Source organism: Stenotrophomonas sp. CASM101 (assembly GCF_049384845.1).
Classification (GTDB): domain Bacteria; phylum Pseudomonadota; class Gammaproteobacteria; order Xanthomonadales; family Xanthomonadaceae; genus Stenotrophomonas; species Stenotrophomonas hibiscicola.
In genome coordinates this window covers 108394-126802 of the sequence record NZ_JBMRFR010000007.1, presented here as the reverse complement: position 1 = coordinate 126802, position 18409 = coordinate 108394, and the positions used below count along the sequence as shown (strand labels likewise).

Sequence of the window (18409 nt, the reverse complement as noted above, 5' to 3'; positions counted from 1 at the left end):
CCGGCGGCATCCTGCCGCGCTACGCGCGCGCCGGGCATGGTCCGGCGCTACCCGATAACGGAAAACGCCGCCCTGGGGCGGCGTTTTCCGTTCTGCTTACTTGCCGCCCAACCGCTCCCACAGGAAGCTGTAGGCCAGCGCCGACATGTGTGCGGCCTGCGCGTTGTTGGCGGCGCCGCCGTGGCCACCTTCGATGTTCTCGTAGTAGGTCACGTCCTTGCCGGCGTCGATCATCTTCGCCGCCATCTTGCGGGCATGGCCCGGATGCACGCGGTCATCGCGGGTGGAGGTGGTGAACAGCACCGGCGGGTACTTCTTCTTCGCATCGAACAGGTGGTACGGCGAGAAGGTCTTGATGAACTCCCAGTCGCTGGTATCCGGGTTGCCGTACTCGGCCATCCACGATGCGCCTGCCAGCAGGTGGTTGTAGCGCTTCATGTCCAGCAGCGGCACCTGCACCACCACCGCACCGAACAGCTCCGGGTACTGGGTCAGCATGTTGCCGGTCAGCAGGCCACCATTGCTGCCGCCCTGCACGCCCAGGTGCCTGGCGCTGGTGATCTTGCGCTTGACCAGATCGCGCGCCACCGCGGCCATGTCTTCATAGGCCTTGTGGCGGTTCTGCTTCAGTGCCGCCTGGTGCCAGCGCGGCCCATACTCGCCACCGCCACGGATGTTGGCGACCACGTACACGCCGCCCTTTTCCAGCCAGGCGCGGCCCATGCCACCGGAATAGCTCGGGGTCAGCGAGATCTCGAAGCCACCGTAGCCGTACAGCAGGGTCGGATTGGAACCGTCCAGCTTCATCGCCCGATCGTGCACAACGAAGTACGGCACGCGGGTGCCATCCTTGCTGGTGGCGAAGTGCTGCTCGATCACCTTGCCCTTGGCATCGAAGAAGGCCGGCATGGTCTTCAGCGTTTCCGGGGCCTGGCCGATCTCGGCCAGCGCCAGCGTGGTCGGGGTCAGATAGTCGGTGGCCGTCAGCCACACCGCGTCGCTGTCATTGCTGTCGACCGCAGCCACGCCCAGCGTGCCGAAAGCCGGTGCACCAACGAAGCGGCTGGTCTGCCAGCCATTGGCGCCCGGCGTCAGCACCGACAGGCGGTTCTTGACGTCGTCCAGCACGTTCAGCACCAGATGGTTCCTGGTCCAGGTGGCGCTGGCCAGCGAGGTGGTCGCGGTCGGGGTGAACAGCACGTCGAACTCGCGCTTGCCGGCCAGGAAGTCATCCAGCTTGGTGGCCAGCAACGAACCGGACGCATAGGTCTTGCCCCCGACAGTCCACGGATCACGCAGCTCCAGGGTCAGCCATTGCTTGTGCAGGCCCTTCTCGGCCGAATTCGGCGCGTCGATCTTGGTCAGCGTGCCATCGTCACCGCGCAGGTAGATCTCGTTGTTGTAGAAGGCGAGCGTGCGGCTGACCAGGTTGCGTTCGAAGCCCGGAGTGTCATCGTGCGTCGCCGCGATGTACATGTCTTCCGGCTTGCCTTCGTACACCGTCGTGGCCGAGGCCATCGGAGTGCCACGCTTCCACAGCTTGGCCACGCGCGGGTAGCCGGAGGTGGTCATCGAGCCGGCACCGAAGTCGGTGTAGACGAACACGGTATCGCGGTCGATCCAGTTGAGGCCGCCCTTCGACTCCGGACGGAAGAAGCCATCCTTGATCCAGGTCTTGTTGGCCAGGTCGAATTCGCGGGTGACGTCGGCATCGGCGCCGCCGCGCGACAACGCGATCAGGCAACGGCTGTAGTCCGGGCGCAGGCAATCGGCGCCGTGCCAGACCCAGTTCTCACCCTCGGCCTTGTTCAGTGCATCCAGGTCGAGCACGGTTTCCCACTGCGGCGAGGCCTTGCGGTATTCGGCCAGGGTGGTGCGTCGCCACAGGCCACGCTCGTGCTGCTGGTCCTTCCAGAAGTTGTAGTAGTAGTCGCCGATCTTCTGCACGGCGGGAATCTTGGCATCGGAGTCGAGCACCTCGCGGATGCTGGCTTCCATCTGCTTGAATGCCGGGGTCTGCGCAAGGCGCGCCTCGGACTTGGCGTTCTGTTCCTTGACCCAGGCCAGCGGCTTGTCGCCGGTTACGTCTTCGAGCCAGGCGTAACGGTCGGTGTCTTCAGCGGCCACGGCGGTCCCCACCGAGGCAGCGGTCATCATGCCAGCCAACAGGCAGGCGGAAGCGAATCGTGACATTGCAGCTCCAGGCAGTCATAAGCCTTGGAACGCTAGCATGGATCACCGCTGTCGCCCCCGTGTCGAAGGTCAGGCCGCGGCGGTGGCGCCGCGACGGCGGCGGGCCGCACCGCCACCGCGTCGGTCCGCCTGTCCACCGGTGTGACGCGCCCGCCGCAGCCACGACAGGCGAGGCAACGGGAAGCGCAGCAGCGCCCACCAGGCCACCAGCGGCATGCCCACCAGCCACATCGGCAACCAGCCCAGCCACGCGCTGCTACCACGCGCGGCCGGCCAGACCAGGACCAGTGCCACACCGGCCAGGGCCAACTGCCGCACGCTGCGCAGCAGGCGCGGGTCGGCACGTTCAAGGCTGACGCGTTCAGCTGCAGGGCGACGGACGGAACGTGCGTTCATGGGGCTTCTCCGGTAGACAGTGCAACACAGCTTGGTCAATGCCCTTCTCAAAGGCTGCGACACCATTGACGGATCGCGCACGCTCAGTCGACCATGCTCACGCAAAGCCCTCCTGAGCCCGCTCCCGCATGACTTCGATCCGCCCGCTCTGCGCCATGCTCTTGGCCCTGTCCCTGGCGGGCCCCGCCGTGGCCGCCAGCGAGCCGCCATCGCCCCGTGCCAGCGCCCCACGCGTCGCCGACCCGGATGCGCCGATCGACCTGAAGCGCTTCATGGGTACCTGGTACGTGATTGGCCGCGTGCCGAACTTCGTCGAGCGCGGCCATGTGGCCAGCGTCAACGAGTACGAACTGCGCGACGCGCACAAGGTCGGCATCACCTACCGCTATCGTGATGGCTTCGGCGAACCCCTGCAGGAGATCCGCGCACGCGCCAGTGTCGACCCGGACAGCGGCAATCACGGCTGGCGCACCTGGTTCTATCGCGTGGTGCCCACCCATTCACGGGTGCTGGAAGTAGCACCGGATTATTCCTGGGCACTGATCGGCTACCCGGGCCGCGAGATGGCCTGGATCTTCTCGCGCACACCGGACATGGACAAGGGCCTCTACAAGGAACTGGCCGAGCGCCTGCGTGACGAATACGGGGTGAACACCGACAAGCTCAAGCGTGTGCCACAGCGCCCGGAGCAGGTCGGCAAGCTGGGTTACGAAGTACCCAACGTGCGTTGAGAGAGCGCCGGGCGCAGATGTAGTGCCGGCCGCTGGCCGGCAGCTCCGGCACACCTGGAGCAGCGCATCGTTGCCGGCCAGCGGCCGGCACTATCTGAGGCGGGCTACTTGCGGGTGTAGTGCGCGACCAGGCGGTCGCCGAGCATCTGCAGCAGCTGCACCAGGATCAGCAGCACCACCACGGTAACCAGGGCCACGTCGGTGCGGTTGCGCTGGTAGCCTTCGCGCAGCGCCAGGTCGCCCAGGCCGCCGGAACCGATCGCGCCGCCCATGGCAGTGAAGCCAACCAGAGCAACGGTAGTGACCGTGGCGGCGGCAATCAGGCCCGGCCGCGCCTCGGGAAGCAGCACCCGGGTGACCAGTTGCCAGGTGGTGGCACCCATCGACTGCGCGGCCTCGACCACGCCGCGGTCCACTTCGCGCAGCGCGGTTTCCACCAGGCGCGCGTAGAACGGCGCCGCACCGATGACCAGCGCCGGCAACGTGCCGAGCACGCCGATCGACTGGCCCATCAACCACAGCGACACCGGGATCAACACCACCATCAGGATGATGAAGGGTACCGAACGCAGCAGGTTCACCACGATCGCCAGCGCGCCATAGACCAGTGGCCGGCGTTTCATCTGCGGCGCGCCGAACACGTACAGCAGCACGCCCATCGGCAGGCCGATGGCCAGGGTAAGCGGCAGCGAGCCGGCCATCATCAGCAGCGTCTCGAGGGTGGCCTTGCCGATATCCACCCACTTGTCCGCATCCAGGTGGCGGAAGAAGCCGCCGGCAGTAGCGATGATCATCGACGCAGTTCCTCAACGTGCACGCCGGCGGCCACGAATGCGGCCTGCGCGGCGGACTGGTCACCGCCCACCAGGGCGACGACCAGCTGGCCATACGGGGTGTCCTTGATCCGGTCGATACGGCCGGACAGGATGTTGTAGTCGACCCCGGTCTGCCGCGCCACGCTGCCGAGCAGGGGTTCATAGGTGTCGCCACCGAGGAACGTCAGCCGCACGATGCGGCCACCGACGGCATCGAAATCGCGATGCAGCGCACCTTCGTCCATGTGCTCCGATTCGCTGACGAAACGGCGCGTGGTCGGATGCTGTGGATGCAGGAACACCCGGGTGACCGGCCCGGTCTCGACCATCTGGCCGGCGTCGAGCACGGCGACGCGGTCGCAGACGCGGCGGATCACGTCCATCTCGTGGGTGATCAGCACGATGGTCAGGCCCAGCTCGCGATTGATCTTCGACAGCAGCGACAGCACCGATGCCGTGGTCTGCGGATCGAGCGCACTGGTGGCCTCGTCGCACAACAGGATCTGCGGACGCGTTGCAAGTGCGCGGGCAATGCCGACGCGCTGCTTCTGGCCACCGGACAGCTGCGCCGGATACTTCTGCGCATGCGCTTCCAGGCCAACGGTCTGCAGCAGCTCGACCACGCGTGCGTCGATCTCCGCCTTCGGCGTGCCGGCCAGCTCCAGCGGGAAGGCGACGTTGCCGGCCACCGTGCGCGAAGACAGCAGGTTGAAGTGCTGGAAGATCATGCCGATGCGCCGGCGCAGCGCGCGCAGGCCGTCCGCGTCCAGTGCGGTGACATCCTCGCCACCGATCAGCAGACGCCCACCACTGGGTTCTTCCAGGCGGTTGATCATGCGGATCAGCGTCGACTTGCCGGCGCCGGAATGGCCGATGATGCCGAATACCTCACCGGCCTCGATGGTCAGGTCCAGCGGCTGCAGCGCGCTCACTGCGCGGCCGGCAACGGCATAGGATTTGTGCAGGCGCTGGAACTCGATCACGGGCGTGGCTCACCGGCTGGGTGACGGAAGGGGGCGTGCAGCCTACCAGCGCAGGCGGTCGCGCGCCCGCGCCATGGGCCAGAATGTTATTCCTTTTGGTTCTAAGCCGCTGCCCACGGTAGCGCCGGCCGCTGGCCGGCACCTGCAGCGGTCCCTCCGGCGCGAGGGGTTGCCGGCCGCCGGCCGGCCCTACCCCGGCTCAGGGGTGGTCCAACGGCTTCGGCGGCTCCTGCCGGTTCACCCGCTCGCGATGCAGCAGGTACAGGCCGGACGCAACGATGATCGCCGCCCCCACCCAGGTATAGCCATCGGGCAGCTGGCCCCAGAACGCCAGGTCCCAGCCGATCACCCAGACCAGCCCGCTGTACTCCAGCGGCGCGATCATCGAGGCCTCGCCCAGCTGGAAGGCCCTGGTCAGGGCGATCTGGCCCAGCGCTCCGGCCAGGCCCATGCCGCCGATCAGCGGCGCATGTGCCAGTTGCAGTGGCACCCAGCCGGGTAGGGCCAGCAGGCCGGCACCGATGGCCATGATCACCAGGAACCAGACCACCATCGACTGCGAGGTATCGGTGCGGGTCAGCAGGCTGACCGTGATCGCGGCTACGGCATAGGCGGTGGCCGCGGCCAGCACCATCAGCCCAGGCACCGAAATGAAGCCGTCCACGCCCGGCCGCAGCACGACCAGCACGCCGACCAGGCCGATGCCGATGGCTACCCAGCGCCGCGGCCCGACCCGTTCGCCCAGCAGCGGCACCGACAGCGCAGCGATCAGCAGCGGGGCGACGAAATAGATGGTGTAGGCAGTGGACAGCGGCAGGTCGCGCAGGGCGAACACGAAGCAGCCGATCATCGCCATGCCCAGCGCACCACGCAGCAGGTGCAGCCCCCAGCGGCGCGGCACCAGTGAACGCGGCCCGGCGCTGGCCAGCACCCAGACCAGCACGAACGGCAACGAGGCCGCGCCGCGCAGGAAGGTCACTTCCAGGGTGGGGTAGCTGGCCGACAGCTGCTTCATGCCGGCGTCCATCAGCGAGAAGCAGGCGACCGCAGCGACCATCCAGGCCACTGCGCGCGAAGGGGAGCGTTGCACGTTCATGGCCCATTATCGCCCGGTCGTCGCTTTCTGTAGAGCCGAGCCCACGCTCGGCTGCTCTTCACAAAGCAGCCGAACGTGGGCTCGGCGCTACAAAGGGCGGGCATAGGGCCCTCGCGATAGAATGGCTGCCACTGAATCCTGCGGAGCATCGCCATGCCTTCCTTCGACGTCGTGTCCGAAGTCGACACCCACGAACTGACCAACGCCATCGACCAGGCCAACCGCGAACTGGCCACCCGCTTCGATTTCAAGGGCGTGGATGCCAAGTTCGAGCGCGATGGCGATGTGATCAACCAGTTCGCGCCGACCGAGTTCCAGCTCAAGCAGATGAACGACATCCTGCGTGCACGCCTGGCCGCGCGCGGCATCGATGTGCTCAGCCTCGAATTCGGCGACATCGAGACCAACCTGGCCCAGGCCCGGCAGAAAATCACCGTCAAGCAGGGCATCGAGCAGAAGGTCGCCAAGAAGATCGCCGCTGCGCTGAAGGAGGCCAAGCTGAAGGTTGAAAGCCAGATCAATGGCGACAAGCTGCGCGTGCAGGGCAAGAAGCGCGATGACCTGCAGGACGCCATCGCCGTGCTCAAGGCCGGCAAGTTCGAGCTGCCGCTGCAGTTCAACAATTTCCGCGATTGATCTGGCCGCCGGGCATGGCCCGGCGCCGGCACCTGCGGTACGACGGCGCGTTGCAAGCGACGCGCCTACAATGTCCGCCCCGCCAGCCGACGTGCCCGCCATGACCGACGCCCAACTGCCCACCGAGGACCCGATCGCCGCCACCCGCCTGTGGCTGGAACGCATCGTCATCGGCCTGAACCTGTGCCCGTTCGCCAAGGCGGTGTATGTGAAGGACCAGGTCCGCATCGTGCTCAGCGATGCGACCACCACGGAAGCCCTGGTTGAGCAGCTGGCCGAGGAACTGGTCCTGCTGCGCGATACGCCGGCCGAGCAGATCGATACCACGCTGATCGTGCATCCGCAGGTGCTGACCGATTTCCTCGACTACAACGACTTCCTCGACAACGCCGATGCGGCGATCGAGGCACTGGACCTGCAGGGCATCCTGCAGGTGGCCAGCTTCCATCCGGACTACCAGTTCGAAGGCGTGGCGCCGGGCGATGCCAGCAACTACACCAACCGTGCGCCCTTCCCCACCCTGCACCTGCTGCGCGAAGACAGTGTGGCGCGCGCGGTGGACGCGTTCCCTGATCCGGACGTGATCGTCGAGCGCAACATCCAGACCCTGGACCGTATCGGCGTGGACGGCTGGCATCGCCGCCTGCGTGGCGAAGACCTGTCGTGAGCACGGTGCCGCCGATTGCCGCTTGGCCGGCCGCGCCGCTGTCGGGCAAGGTGGTGCTGGTCACCGGCGGCGCCAACGGCATCGGCCGTGGCATCGCCCAGTGCGTGCTCGGTGCAGGTGGCCGCGTGTTGATCGGCGACCTGGACGTGGAAGCCGGCCAGGCCTGCCTGCGCGAGTGGCAACGCGGTGAGGACGCCGCATTCCAGCACCTGGACATTACCGACGAAGCCAGTGTGCGCGACTTCATTGCCACGGCCCTGCAGCGTTTTGGTCGCATCGACGGGCTGGTCAACAACGCGGGCATCGCCGGTGCGCACGGCTCGCGGCTGCAGGACATGGACTGGGATGAATGGCAGCGCCGCCTGTCGTCGCTGCACGGCGCTTTCCTGTGCAGCAAGCACGCGTTGCCGGCGCTGACAGCCAGCGCCGCCGGCGCCATCATCAACATCGCCTCGACCCGCGCCTGGCAATCCGAAGCGCACAGCGAGGCCTATGCGGCGGCCAAAGGTGGCCTGGTGGCCTTCACCCATGCGCTGGCGATCAGCGCCGGCCCGGCGGTGCGGGTGAACAGCATCAGCCCGGGCTGGATCGGCACCAGCGAGTGGCAGGCACCCTCACGGCGACACGAGCCGGAGTACTCGGCCATCGACCACGCACAGCATCCGGTCGGCCGGGTCGGCCACCCCGAGGACATCGGCGCGCTCGCGGTATACCTGCTGTCGTCGCTGTCCGGCTTCAGCACCGGCCAGGATTTCATCGTCGACGGCGGCATGACCCGGAAGATGATCTACGCCGAATGACCCACCACCGGTAGTGCCGGCCGTTGGCCGGCGTTCCGGTAGATCCATGCCATGCGTGGAGGGCGGTGAAGTGCCAACCAAGGTTGGCACCTACCCGACGCCTTACGCCATGCCCGAGTGACGCAGCAGCGCGTCAATCTGCGGTGCACGGCCGCGGAAAGCCCTGAAGTTCTCCGCCGCCGGGCGGCTGCCACCGCGCGACAGGATCTCATCACGGAAGCGTGCACCGGTTTCCGCCAGTGCCTGTGGCGCTTCCTGGAACGCGGCATAGGCGTCGGCGCTGAGCACCTCGGCCCACTTGTAGCTGTAGTAGCCCGCGGCGTAACCGCCCGCAAAGATGTGGCTGAACTGGTGCGGGAAGCGGTTCCAGGCCGGCGGGTGGTTCACCGCCACTTCCGCGCGCACGCGGTCGAGCAGCGCCAGCACGCTGTCCTGCGCTGGCTCGAACTGGCTGTGCAGCAGCATGTCGAACAGGCCGAACTCCAGCTGGCGGACGGTGGCCATGCCGCTGTGGAAGTTGCGCGCGGCCAGCATGCGCTCGTACAGCGTGCGCGGCAGCGGCTCGCCACTGTCCACGTGCGCGGTCATCGCCTGCAGGTGGTCCCATTCCCAGCAGAAGTTCTCCATGAACTGGCTGGGCAGCTCAACCGCGTCCCACTCCACGCCGTTGATGCCGGCCACGCCCAGCTCGCCGATGCGGGTCAGCAGCTGGTGCAGGCCATGGCCCATCTCATGGAACAGCGTGGTCACTTCGTTGTGGCTGAAGGTAGCCGGCTTGCCATTGGCACCGCGACCGAAGTTGCACACCAGGTAGACCAGCGGCGTCTGCACACTGCCGTCCGCGCGCACGCGGCGGTTGCGGCAATCATCCATCCACGCGCCACCGCGCTTGCCTTCGCGCGCGTACAGGTCCAGGTAGAACTGGCCAACCAGTGCGCCCTGCGCATCGACCAGGCGGAAGAAGCGCACATCCTCGTGCCACACTGGCGCGCTGTCCTCCTGCACACGCAGGCCGTACAGCTGCTCGATCACCGAGAACAGGCCGCCCAGCACCTTCGGTTCGGTGAAATACTGCTTCACTTCCTGCTCGGAATAGCTGTAACGCGCCTGCTTCAGGCGATCGGCGGCGAACGCCAGGTCCCAGGCCTGCAGCTGCTCGATACCCAGTTGCTCGCGCGCGAACTGCTCCAGCTCGGCACGGTCCTTGGCCGCGAACGGTTTGGCGCGCGAGGCCAGGTCACGCAGGAAACCGAGCACTTCGGCCGGGTCCTGCGCCATCTTGGTCGCCACCGAGTAATGGCCGTACGAATCGAAGCCGAGCAACGCAGCCAGTTCGGCGCGCAGGGCCAGGATGCGGTCGATGTTGCCGCTGTTGTCCAGTGCGTCATCGCCGAATTCGGACGCACGCTGGGCGCTGGCGCGGTACAGGATCTCGCGCAGGTCGCGGTCCTCGCCCCAGGTCTGCACTGGCAGGTAGCACGGCATCTGCAGGGTCAGTTTCCAGCCGGCCTTGCCGTCCTTCCGTGCTGCGGCATGCGCGGTGGCCTTCACGTCTTCCGGCAGGCCCTTCAACCGCGCTTCGTCTTCGATGATCAGCGACCAGGCATCGGTAGCGTCGAGCACGTTCTGCGAGAACTTCGCCGACAGCGCCGACAGTTCTTCCTTGATCGCAGCAAAACGCTGCTGGGCCTCGGGCGCCAGCTCGGCGCCGCCCAGGCGGAAGTCGCGCAGGGTGTTGTCCAGCACCTTGCGCTGGGCTTCATCGAAATGCGCCGCCTCCGGGCTGGCGGCCAGCGCCTGGTACTGCCGATACAGCGCCAGGTTCTGCCCCAGCGCACTGGCGAAGCGGGTCACCCGCGGCAGGTTGCTGTTGTAGGCCTCGCGCAGTTCCGGGGTGTTGACCACGCCCTGCAGGTGGCCGACCAGGCCCCAGGCGCGCCACAGTCGCTCGGTCGCGTCGTCCAACGGGGTGACGAAGGTCTCCCAACGCACCGGCTGCACCTGCTCGGCCGCGCTGACGGCGGCTTCGGCCTCGGCCAGCAGCACATCCAGCGCCGGCGCGACGTGCTCGGGGCGGATCGCCTCGAAGCGCGGCAGGCCGGAAAAATCGAGCAGGGGGTTGGCAACGGTCACGGCAGATCTCCAGGATACGGGGCCCGGCACCCGGGCAGCCCTCCAGATATGGCGCTGCCGGGCGCGGCTGACAAGGGGGCACGGCATTCACATCGGCCTTACGCGCGCCCCCCGAAGCTCTGGATGCGGGGGAGTCCGCAGCGGCACGTACCGAACGAGGCCCCACATGGAAGGTCTGGCTGCAGTTGCATCCGCCTCACCGGCGCGGTCGCTGGCACTGTCTGCCAGCGCGGCCGAACTGGCCTGGATCGCCGCGCTGTGCGATGCCGGCGACGACGCCCCGCGCCACCTGCAGCAGTTGCAGGCGGTGCTGCAGCAGGGCGGCACGTTCAATGAAAGCCAGGAGTGGTACCCGTTCGAAGTGGTCGAGCGCGGCGCCAGCCAGCTGCAGCTGGGCCATGAGCGCGAGTTCGTGATCTGCGTGCTGCTGTGGTTGCAGGCATTGGCCCAGGGCCGCGCCAGCATCCTGGATCCCACCCTGCACCTGGATGACCGCGCGATGGACATCGAGGCCTTGCCCGATGCACTGCGCGACGCGGTGCTCGACGCCTTCACCGCAGCGGGTTACTGAGACACCGTCGCGGACGCCGACATGGCCCGGCGACAACGTCGGCCGTCCTACAACGCTTCCAGGCTGCACCACGGCAATTCGGGCAGTCCCTGCCCGGCCACCGCAGCGGCCAGCTGTGCGTCGGCGCCGTCGACATCAATGCCCTGGCGCGCGTACCACGCCGGATCGTAGTAGCTCTGCGCATAACGCTCGCCGCTGTCGCACAGGATGCTGACGATGCTGCCCTGGTGGCCCGCCTCGCGCATCCACTGCGCCGCCTGCAGCACGCCGATGAAGTTGGTGCCGGTGGAGCCACCGACGCGTCGGCCGAGCTGGCGGCTGACATGGCGCATCGCAGCCAGGCTCAGCGCGTCGGGTACCTTGACCATCGCATCGACGCTGGTCGGGATGAAGCTCGGCTCCACCCTTGGCCGGCCGATGCCTTCCACGCGCGAACCACCACTGCAGGTCAGGTCGCGCCAGTCCTGTTCACCGGCCACGGCGGCCCGGTAGCCGTCGAAGAACACCGACACTTCCGGGTCCGCGCACAGGATGCGGGTGTCGTGGCGGCGGTAGCTGACATAGCGGCCCAGGGTGGCGGCGGTGCCGCCGGTGCCGGGGCTGCACACGATCCATTCCGGAACCGGGCTGGGCTCTTCGGCCATCTGCTTGAAGATGGACTCGGCGATGTTGTTGTTGGCACGCCAGTCGGTCGCGCGCTCAGCGTAGGTGAACTGGTCCATGAAGTGGCCACCGGTTTCACGGGCCAGCTTTTCCGAATCACAGTTGAGGTCGCAGGCGCGTTCGACCAGGTGGCAGCGGCCGCCTTGGAACTCGATCGCGGCGATCTTTTCAGGCGAGGTGGTGGCCGGGATCACCGCAATGAACGGCAGGCCGAGCAGGCGCGCGAAATAGGCTTCGGACACCGCCGTCGAGCCGCTGGACGCTTCGATCACCGGTCGCCCTTCGCGCAGCCAGCCATTGGCCAGCGCATACAGGAACAGCGAGCGCGCCAGCCGGTGCTTGAGGCTGCCGGTGGGATGGCTCGACTCATCCTTCAGGTACACATCGATGCCCTCGAACCCGGGCAGCGCCAGCGGGATCAGGTGGGTATCGGCGGAGCGGTTGAAATCGGCTTCAATCTTGCGGATGGCGGCGGCCACCCATTCACGCTGCGACATGGCGGGCAATCGTTGTCAGGACGGAACGGTGCGATCCGGCCATTGTACGTCGCGGTACCGTCAGGTGCTGGCCGGTAGAATGCCCCCATCCGGCCGGCAACGGCCCTGTCTGAAGGACCTCCCCCCATGACCATTCCCGCCCTGCGCGATGTCCCCGGCGTCGCCGCCCAGGCCCCGGCCGAAACCACCGGCTTCGTGTTCAACCACACCATGCTGCGGGTGAAGGACATCACCGCCTCGCTGGACTTCTACACCCGCGTGCTCGGCTACCAGCTGATCGACAAGCGCGACTTCCCGGAGGCCCAGTTCAGCCTGTACTTCCTGGCCTACCTCCCGGCCGGCGTGGTGGTACCGGAAGACGACAGCCAGCGCCGCCTGTGGATGGCCGGCCTGCCGGGCGTGCTGGAACTGACCCACAACCACGGCACCGAAACCCAGGACGGCGCGGTCTACCACGACGGCAACAGCGACCCGCGCGGCTTCGGCCACATCTGCGTGTCGGTGCCGGACATCGAGGTGGCCTGCCAGCGCTTCGAGGACCTCGGGGTAACCTTCCAGAAGCGGCTGACCGACGGTCGCATGAAGAACCTGGCCTTCATCAAGGACCCGGACGGCTACTGGGTCGAGATCATCGCCAACGTCTGACCCGGAAAGGGGCACAATTCCGGTAGCGCCGGGCCATGCCCGGCGGCCTTGAGCAGGCCGCGCTGCGCGCTCGCCGGGCACGGCCCGGCGCTACCGACTCCGTCCCCTTTTTGAAGAGGTTCGTATGGAAACGATGGAACTGCACCGTGGCCGCCTGATCGACCACATCCAGCTGGTGGTGCGCGACCTGGCCGCCAGCCGCCGCTTCTACCAGGCAGTGTTCGATACGATCGGCATCCCACTCGGCGGCGAAGGGCCGGACTTCTTCTGGGCCGACGAGCTGTTCATTTCCAGCGCCAGCAGCCGTGCCGCCGCCGGCCAGCTGACCGGCCGCCATCATCTAGCCTTCCAGGCCCGCGACAGCGCCACGGTCGATGCCTTCCACACCGCTGCCATCGCCGCCGGTGGCACAGACAACGGCGCACCGGGCGAGCGCCCCTACCACCCGGGCTACTACGGCGCCTTCGTGCTCGACCCCGATGGCAACAACATCGAAGTGGTCTACCACGGCCCGGCGAACTACAGTGCCGACTCGGTGAAGGTGACGTTCTGACTTCACCGACGCCGTGAACGAAGAAGCCGGGCAACGCCCGGCTTCTCTGTTTCCAGCGCTGCAGCCCTCAGTGGGCGGCCATGTAGATGTCCTGCAGCACGGCCTTTTCCAGTTCCAGCTCGCCCAGCAGGTTCTTCACGATATCGCCCAGGCTGAGGATGCCGACCAGCTGGTTGCCGTCGGTCACCATCAGGTGACGGCGACGCGAGTACGTCATCAGCGACATGGCCTGCTTCAGCGTGGCGTCCGGCGCAATGCCCTCCAGGCCCGTGGACGGCAGGCTGGAAATCACCCGGCGGCCGGCCTGCGGGCCATCGTCGGCCAGGGTGCGCACGATGTCCTTCTCGGAGATGATGCCGACCGGGGCATCGTCCTTCATCACCACCAGCGCAGCGATCCTGTTCGCGCTCATCTTGTGGGCGGCGGCACCGATGGTGTCTTCGGCATCGATGGTGATGACAGCTTCTTTCTTGGATTGCAGGAGTTCGCGGACGTTCATTCTTGTTTCCTGGTGCAGGTCACTGAAGTCAAAAAAGTGTGCTCTTCCGATACGCCCCCTCCCCGGGAACAGACCTTTCAGCGCACGTCTGGCGCACCCGTCTGCCGCATGGGAGGCATCGGCAGACGACGTGCTGCAACGCGAACGAGGTGGGGGTTCAACCGCTCAACCCGGACCTCGGTCAAATCGATTCTACGACTGCGACCATCGGTCACTACCGGCATCGATAGGACAGTTCGTCGTGGGAACCAGCTGACGATCCAGAGAATGGCACCGCGGCTGAAACCGCCGCTGAATACAAGCGCAGTTGCGCATTAAAGATTGATTGCCCGCTGCCGACAGCGGACAGAACACCCGGCGGCAATCCCACTTCGCACTGTCCGGCCAAACGAAAGGGCCCACGCGGGGCCCCTTCGCTTGCAGCATCCAACCGGAGCGATGGGTATTACTCCACCGTCACGCTCTTGGCCAGGTTGCGCGGCTTGTCCACGTCGGTGCCGCGTGCCAGCGCAGTGTGGTAGGCCAGCAGCTGCACCGGGATGGTGTGCACGATCGGGCTGAGCACGCCGGCGTGGCGCGGGGTGCGAATCACGTGCACGCCTTCGGACGCGTTGAAGTTGCTGTCCTGGTCGGCGAACACGAACAGCTCGCCGCCACGCGCGCGCACTTCCTGCATGTTCGACTTCACCTTTTCCAGCAGGCTGTCGTTGGGGGCGATCACCACCACCGGCATGTCCTCGTCCACCAGCGCCAGCGGACCATGCTTCAGCTCACCTGCCGGGTAGGCCTCGGCGTGGATGTAGGAAATCTCCTTGAGCTTGAGCGCGCCCTCCAGCGCGATCGGGTAATGCAGGCCACGGCCCAGGAACAACGCGCTGCTCTTGCGTGCGAACCGCTCGGCCCAGGCAGCGATCTGCGGCTCCATGTTCAGTGCGTGCTGCACGCTGCCCGGCAGGAAGCGCAGCTGCTCCAGATAATCCGCTTCCTGCGCCGCGTCGATGCGGCCATGCAGCTTGCCCAGCACCACGGTCAACTGGAACAGCGCGGCCAGCTGGGTGGTGAAGGCCTTGGTCGAGGCCACGCCGATCTCGGCGCCGGCACGGGTGTAGCAGACCAGTTCGCTGGCGCGCGGGATCGCGCTTTCCGGCACGTTGCAGATCGACAGCGTGTGCTTGTGGCCAAGCGCCTTGGCGTACTTCAGTGCCTCCATCGTATCCAGCGTTTCGCCGGACTGGGAAATGGTCACGACCAGATGCTTCGGGTTCGCATAAGCGGCGCGGTAGCGGTACTCGCTGGCAATCTCCACGCTGCACGGCAGGCCGGCGATGGCCTCGATCCAGTAGCGCGCGGTCAGGCCTGCGTAGTAGCTGGTGCCGCAGGCAATGATCTGCACGCCCTCGATGCCCGACAGCACCGCCTCGGCGTTCTTCCCGAACAGCTCGGCCGGGAAGCCACCGGCGTCGATCGCCGCTTCGATGGTGTCGCCCAGCGCACGCGGCTGTTCGTGGATTTCCTTCTGCATGAAATGGCGGTACGGACCCAGCTCCAGCGAGGCCAGCGACACATCGGACAGATGCACGTCGCGCTCGACCGGCTGGTCATGCTCGTCGAAGATGCGCACGCCATCGCGACGGATCTCGGCGGTGTCGCCCTCTTCCAGGAAGATCACCTTGCGGGTGGCCGAGATCACCGCCGAGACGTCGGAGGCGACGAAATTCTCGCCCTCGCCCAGGCCGATCAGCAGCGGGCAGCCCATGCGCGCGCAGACGAAGCGCTCCGGCTCGGCGCGGCTGACCACGGCCAGCGCATAGGCACCGGTCAGCTCTTTCACCGTGTGCTGCAGCGCCACCAGCAGGTCATCGCCGTCCTTCAGGTGGTGGTGGATGAGGTGGGCGATGACTTCGGTATCGGTCTGCGACTCGAAGGTGTAGCCCAGCGCGCGCAGCTTCTCGCGCTGCTCCTCATGGTTCTCGATGATGCCGTTGTGCACCAGCGCCACGCCATGGCTGATATGCGGATGCGCGTTGGCCTCGGTGACACCACCGTGGGTGGCCCAGCGGGTGTGGCCGATGCCCAGCACCGCATTGAAGCCCTCTGCCTCGGCCGCGGTGGCCATTTCCGACACACGACCGGTACGACGCACGCGGCGTACATCGCGGCGCTCACCTTGGTCGACTACCGCAATACCCGAGGAATCGTAACCACGGTATTCAAGACGCTTCAGCCCCTCGATCAGTACCGGCACCACGTCGCGATCAGCGATCGCACCCACGATTCCACACATGTCACGCGTTTCCTTGAAGACGATCGGCGCATTCTAGCCCGCGCGTCCGGCGTCGCCCTCCTGTCCGCTTAATGAAAGTGTCCGGAAAGGTGTCCGCGGACACCCGGACACTTCGCCTCCTCATCCAACCTGTTGAACCAAAAGGAAATAAGGTTGGCACGCAACCTGCTTGGTACTGGTTACCACCGTCAGGCACGCATCCGATGATCCGCGACACCTCCGCACAGGACCAGATCGTTTCCACCGCCCCGGCCGGCACCTCCCGCGTGGCCTGGCACCGCTATCGCTGGCCGGCGCTGGGTGCCATCGCGCTGCTGGCCGGCATCGGCTGGGCGGTACATGCCTGGTCCAATGCCAGCCGCTCCTTCGACAGCAGCCGCGTGCGCATCGCCGAAGTGAAGCGCGGCGACCTGGTGCGCGACATCGCCGCCGACGGCCGCGTGATCGCCGCCAACAGCCCGATCCTGTATGCCATCTCGGCCGGTACCGTGGACCTGAAGGTGGTCGCCGGTGACGTGGTCAAGAAGGGCCAGGAGCTGGCGATCATCGACAGCCCGGAACTGCGCAGCAAGCTGGCCCAGGAACAGGCAACGCTGGCCGGGCTGGAAGCCGAGGCCAGCCGCGCCGCGCTGGACGCGACCCTGGCCCGCGCCAAGTCCCGCAAGGAAACCGACCAGGCCACCATCGAGCGTCAGGCCGCCGACCGTGACCTGCAGCGCTACCAGCGCGGCTACGACGGCGGCGCGGTACCGCAGATCGACCTGGCCAAGGCCAAGGATTCGCTGAAGAAAGCCGACATCGCCCTGGCCAACGCCACCACCGATGCGCGCCTGCAGAGCCAGGGCGCCGACCTGGATGCCCGCAACAAGCGCCTGCTGGCCGACCGCCAGAAAGCGGTGGTGGCCGAAGTGCAGCGCCAGGTCGATGCGCTGACGCTGCGCGCGCCCTTCGATGGCCAGGTTGGCCAGGTGCAGGCCGTGCAGTCCACCAACCTGGCCGCCAACGCGCCGGTGCTGGGCGTAGTCGACCTGTCCAAGTTCGAGGTCGAGATCAAGGTGCCGGAGAGCTTCGCCCGCGACCTGGCGATCGGCATGCCGGCCCAGCTGACCGGTGGCAACGGCCAGCCGTTCCCGGGCGAGATCAGCGCAGTATCGCCGGAAGTGGTCAACGGCGAGGTCAACGCCCGCGTGCGCTTTGCCAGCGCGCAGCCGGAAGGCCTGCGCCAGAGCCAGCGGATGTCGGTGCGCGTGCTGCTCGATACCCGCAAGGACGTGCTGAAGGTCGAGCGCGGCCCGTTCGTCGAACAGGGCAACGGCATGGCCTACGTGATGGATGGCCGCACCGCCGTGCGCCGTCCGGTGGAACTGGGCGTCAGCAGCCTGGGCGAAGTGGAAATCAAGTCCGGTGTGCAGCCAGGCGACCGCATCGTGGTCTCCGGCAGCGACCTGTTCAAGGACGCCGAACGCGTCTCCGTCAACTGACACCTGATACCTGAATCCTGGAGAGAGGACACCCCATGTACATGCTCGAAATGCGTTCGGTCGCCAAGGTCTTCCGTACCGAACAGGTGGAGACCCACGCTCTGCGCTCGCTGGAACTGCAGGTCAAGGAAGGCGAGTTCGTCGCCGTCACCGGCCCGTCCGGTTCCGGCAAGACCACGTTCCTCAACATCGCCGGCCTGCTGGAAACCTTCACCAGCGGTACCTACCTGCTGGACGGGCAGGATGTGAGCACGCTGGGCGACGACGCACGCAGCCGCCTGCGCAACCAGAAGATCGGCTTCATCTTCCAGGGCTTCAACCTGATTCCCGATCTGAATCTGTTCGACAACGTCGACGTACCGTTGCGCTATCGGAAGATGAGCGCCAACGAGCGCCGCGAGCGCATCGAGAAGGCGCTGACCCAGGTCGGCCTGGGTTCGCGCATGAAGCACTACCCGAATGAGCTGTCCGGCGGCCAGCAGCAGCGCGCGGCCATCGCACGCGCCCTGGCCGGCAGCCCTCGCCTGCTGCTGGCCGACGAACCGACCGGCAACCTGGATACGCAGATGGCGCGCGGCGTGATGGAACTGCTGGAGGAGATCAACGCCGCCGGCACCACCATCGTGATGGTCACCCATGATCCGGAACTGGCCGCGCGTGCGCAGCGCAACGTGCACATCGTCGATGGCCAGGTCACCGACCTGGTGCGCGAACCGGTGCTGGCCACCCCGCCGCGCCACATCGTCGCCGTCAACGAGTGAGGGGC

Annotated in this window: 18 protein-coding genes; 9 read left to right on the top strand and 9 right to left on the bottom strand. The window is 66.8% G+C overall.

Annotated features, from left to right (window positions below; translation table 11 throughout):
* Positions 1–96 precede the first annotated feature (96 nt).
* Entirely contained in the window at positions 97–2193 is a 2097-nt protein-coding gene (locus VG543_RS12355) for a prolyl oligopeptidase family serine peptidase (RefSeq protein WP_021203894.1), read from the bottom strand.
* Between the two features lie 69 nt (positions 2194–2262).
* Positions 2263–2589: a hypothetical protein gene (locus tag VG543_RS12350; RefSeq protein WP_021203893.1), complete on the bottom strand. Its 327-nt coding sequence runs from the start codon at positions 2587–2589 to the stop codon at positions 2263–2265.
* 128 nt (positions 2590–2717) lie between these two features.
* Here VG543_RS12350 and VG543_RS12345 point away from each other — a divergent pair, with 128 nt between their 5' ends.
* Positions 2718–3320 (top strand): lipocalin family protein, encoded by a 603-nt coding sequence (locus tag VG543_RS12345; protein WP_019660709.1) that lies wholly within the window; start codon positions 2718–2720, stop codon positions 3318–3320.
* Between the two features lie 104 nt (positions 3321–3424).
* Here the strand turns inward: VG543_RS12345 and VG543_RS12340 are convergent, their stop codons facing one another.
* The 3 genes from VG543_RS12340 to VG543_RS12330 form a co-directional block, all read right to left on the bottom strand.
* Complete coding sequence (locus VG543_RS12340) at positions 3425–4114, bottom strand: methionine ABC transporter permease (protein WP_019660710.1); 690 nt, start codon at positions 4112–4114, stop codon at positions 3425–3427.
* Positions 4111–5118, bottom strand: a complete 1008-nt coding sequence (locus tag VG543_RS12335; protein ID WP_021203891.1) for a methionine ABC transporter ATP-binding protein — start codon at positions 5116–5118, stop codon at positions 4111–4113. Before VG543_RS12335 ends, VG543_RS12340 begins: the two co-directional genes overlap by 4 nt.
* A 199-nt stretch (positions 5119–5317) precedes the next feature.
* The gene (locus VG543_RS12330) at positions 5318–6214 is read right to left on the bottom strand and encodes a DMT family transporter (RefSeq protein ID WP_019660712.1); all 897 of its coding nucleotides are present in this window, start codon (positions 6212–6214) and stop codon (positions 5318–5320) included.
* A gap of 153 nt (positions 6215–6367) precedes the next feature.
* Between VG543_RS12330 and VG543_RS12325 the strand changes: the two genes are divergently transcribed.
* From VG543_RS12325 to VG543_RS12315, 3 genes are all read left to right on the top strand, one after another.
* Positions 6368–6850, top strand: coding sequence for a YajQ family cyclic di-GMP-binding protein (locus VG543_RS12325; protein ID WP_049411069.1), 483 nt, complete (start codon positions 6368–6370; stop codon positions 6848–6850).
* 100 nt (positions 6851–6950) lie between these two features.
* A complete protein-coding gene (locus VG543_RS12320) occupies positions 6951–7517 on the top strand; it encodes a DUF1415 domain-containing protein (RefSeq protein ID WP_026347096.1) in 567 nt (188 codons plus the stop codon).
* Positions 7514–8317 (top strand): SDR family oxidoreductase, encoded by an 804-nt coding sequence (locus VG543_RS12315; RefSeq protein WP_019660715.1) that lies wholly within the window; start codon positions 7514–7516, stop codon positions 8315–8317. The genes VG543_RS12320 and VG543_RS12315 overlap by 4 nt, the downstream gene beginning before the upstream one ends.
* Positions 8318–8419: 102 nt before the next feature.
* Here the strand turns inward: VG543_RS12315 and VG543_RS12310 are convergent, their stop codons facing one another.
* Complete coding sequence (locus tag VG543_RS12310; protein WP_423178608.1) at positions 8420–10450, bottom strand: M3 family metallopeptidase; 2031 nt, start codon at positions 10448–10450, stop codon at positions 8420–8422.
* Between the two features lie 166 nt (positions 10451–10616).
* Between VG543_RS12310 and VG543_RS12305 the strand changes: the two genes are divergently transcribed.
* A complete protein-coding gene (locus VG543_RS12305; protein ID WP_005419475.1) occupies positions 10617–11021 on the top strand; it encodes a hypothetical protein in 405 nt (134 codons plus the stop codon).
* Between the two features lie 47 nt (positions 11022–11068).
* On the opposite strand, the gene VG543_RS12300 is transcribed toward VG543_RS12305, so the two are convergent.
* Positions 11069–12181, bottom strand: coding sequence for a PLP-dependent cysteine synthase family protein (locus tag VG543_RS12300; RefSeq protein WP_019660717.1), 1113 nt, complete (start codon positions 12179–12181; stop codon positions 11069–11071).
* Between the two features lie 126 nt (positions 12182–12307).
* On the opposite strand from VG543_RS12300, the gene gloA reads away from it, so the two are divergent.
* A complete protein-coding gene (gene gloA, locus VG543_RS12295) occupies positions 12308–12826 on the top strand; it encodes a lactoylglutathione lyase (RefSeq protein ID WP_423178609.1) in 519 nt (172 codons plus the stop codon).
* Positions 12827–12950: 124 nt separating this feature from the next.
* Positions 12951–13379: a VOC family protein gene (locus VG543_RS12290; RefSeq protein ID WP_019660719.1), complete on the top strand. Its 429-nt coding sequence runs from the start codon at positions 12951–12953 to the stop codon at positions 13377–13379.
* Between the two features lie 67 nt (positions 13380–13446).
* On the opposite strand, the gene VG543_RS12285 is transcribed toward VG543_RS12290, so the two are convergent.
* Together VG543_RS12285 and glmS are read right to left on the bottom strand one after the other, a co-directional pair.
* Entirely contained in the window at positions 13447–13878 is a 432-nt protein-coding gene (locus VG543_RS12285) for a CBS domain-containing protein (RefSeq protein WP_014648481.1), read from the bottom strand.
* Between the two features lie 445 nt (positions 13879–14323).
* A complete protein-coding gene (gene glmS, locus VG543_RS12280) occupies positions 14324–16162 on the bottom strand; it encodes a glutamine--fructose-6-phosphate transaminase (isomerizing) (RefSeq protein WP_312542176.1) in 1839 nt (612 codons plus the stop codon).
* Between the two features lie 203 nt (positions 16163–16365).
* Here glmS and VG543_RS12275 point away from each other — a divergent pair, with 203 nt between their 5' ends.
* Both VG543_RS12275 and VG543_RS12270 read left to right on the top strand, forming a co-directional pair.
* Positions 16366–17643, top strand: coding sequence for an efflux RND transporter periplasmic adaptor subunit (locus VG543_RS12275; RefSeq protein WP_111102117.1), 1278 nt, complete (start codon positions 16366–16368; stop codon positions 17641–17643).
* 35 nt (positions 17644–17678) lie between these two features.
* Complete coding sequence (locus tag VG543_RS12270) at positions 17679–18404, top strand: ABC transporter ATP-binding protein (RefSeq protein WP_014648484.1); 726 nt, start codon at positions 17679–17681, stop codon at positions 18402–18404.
* Positions 18405–18409: the final 5 nt, after the last annotated feature.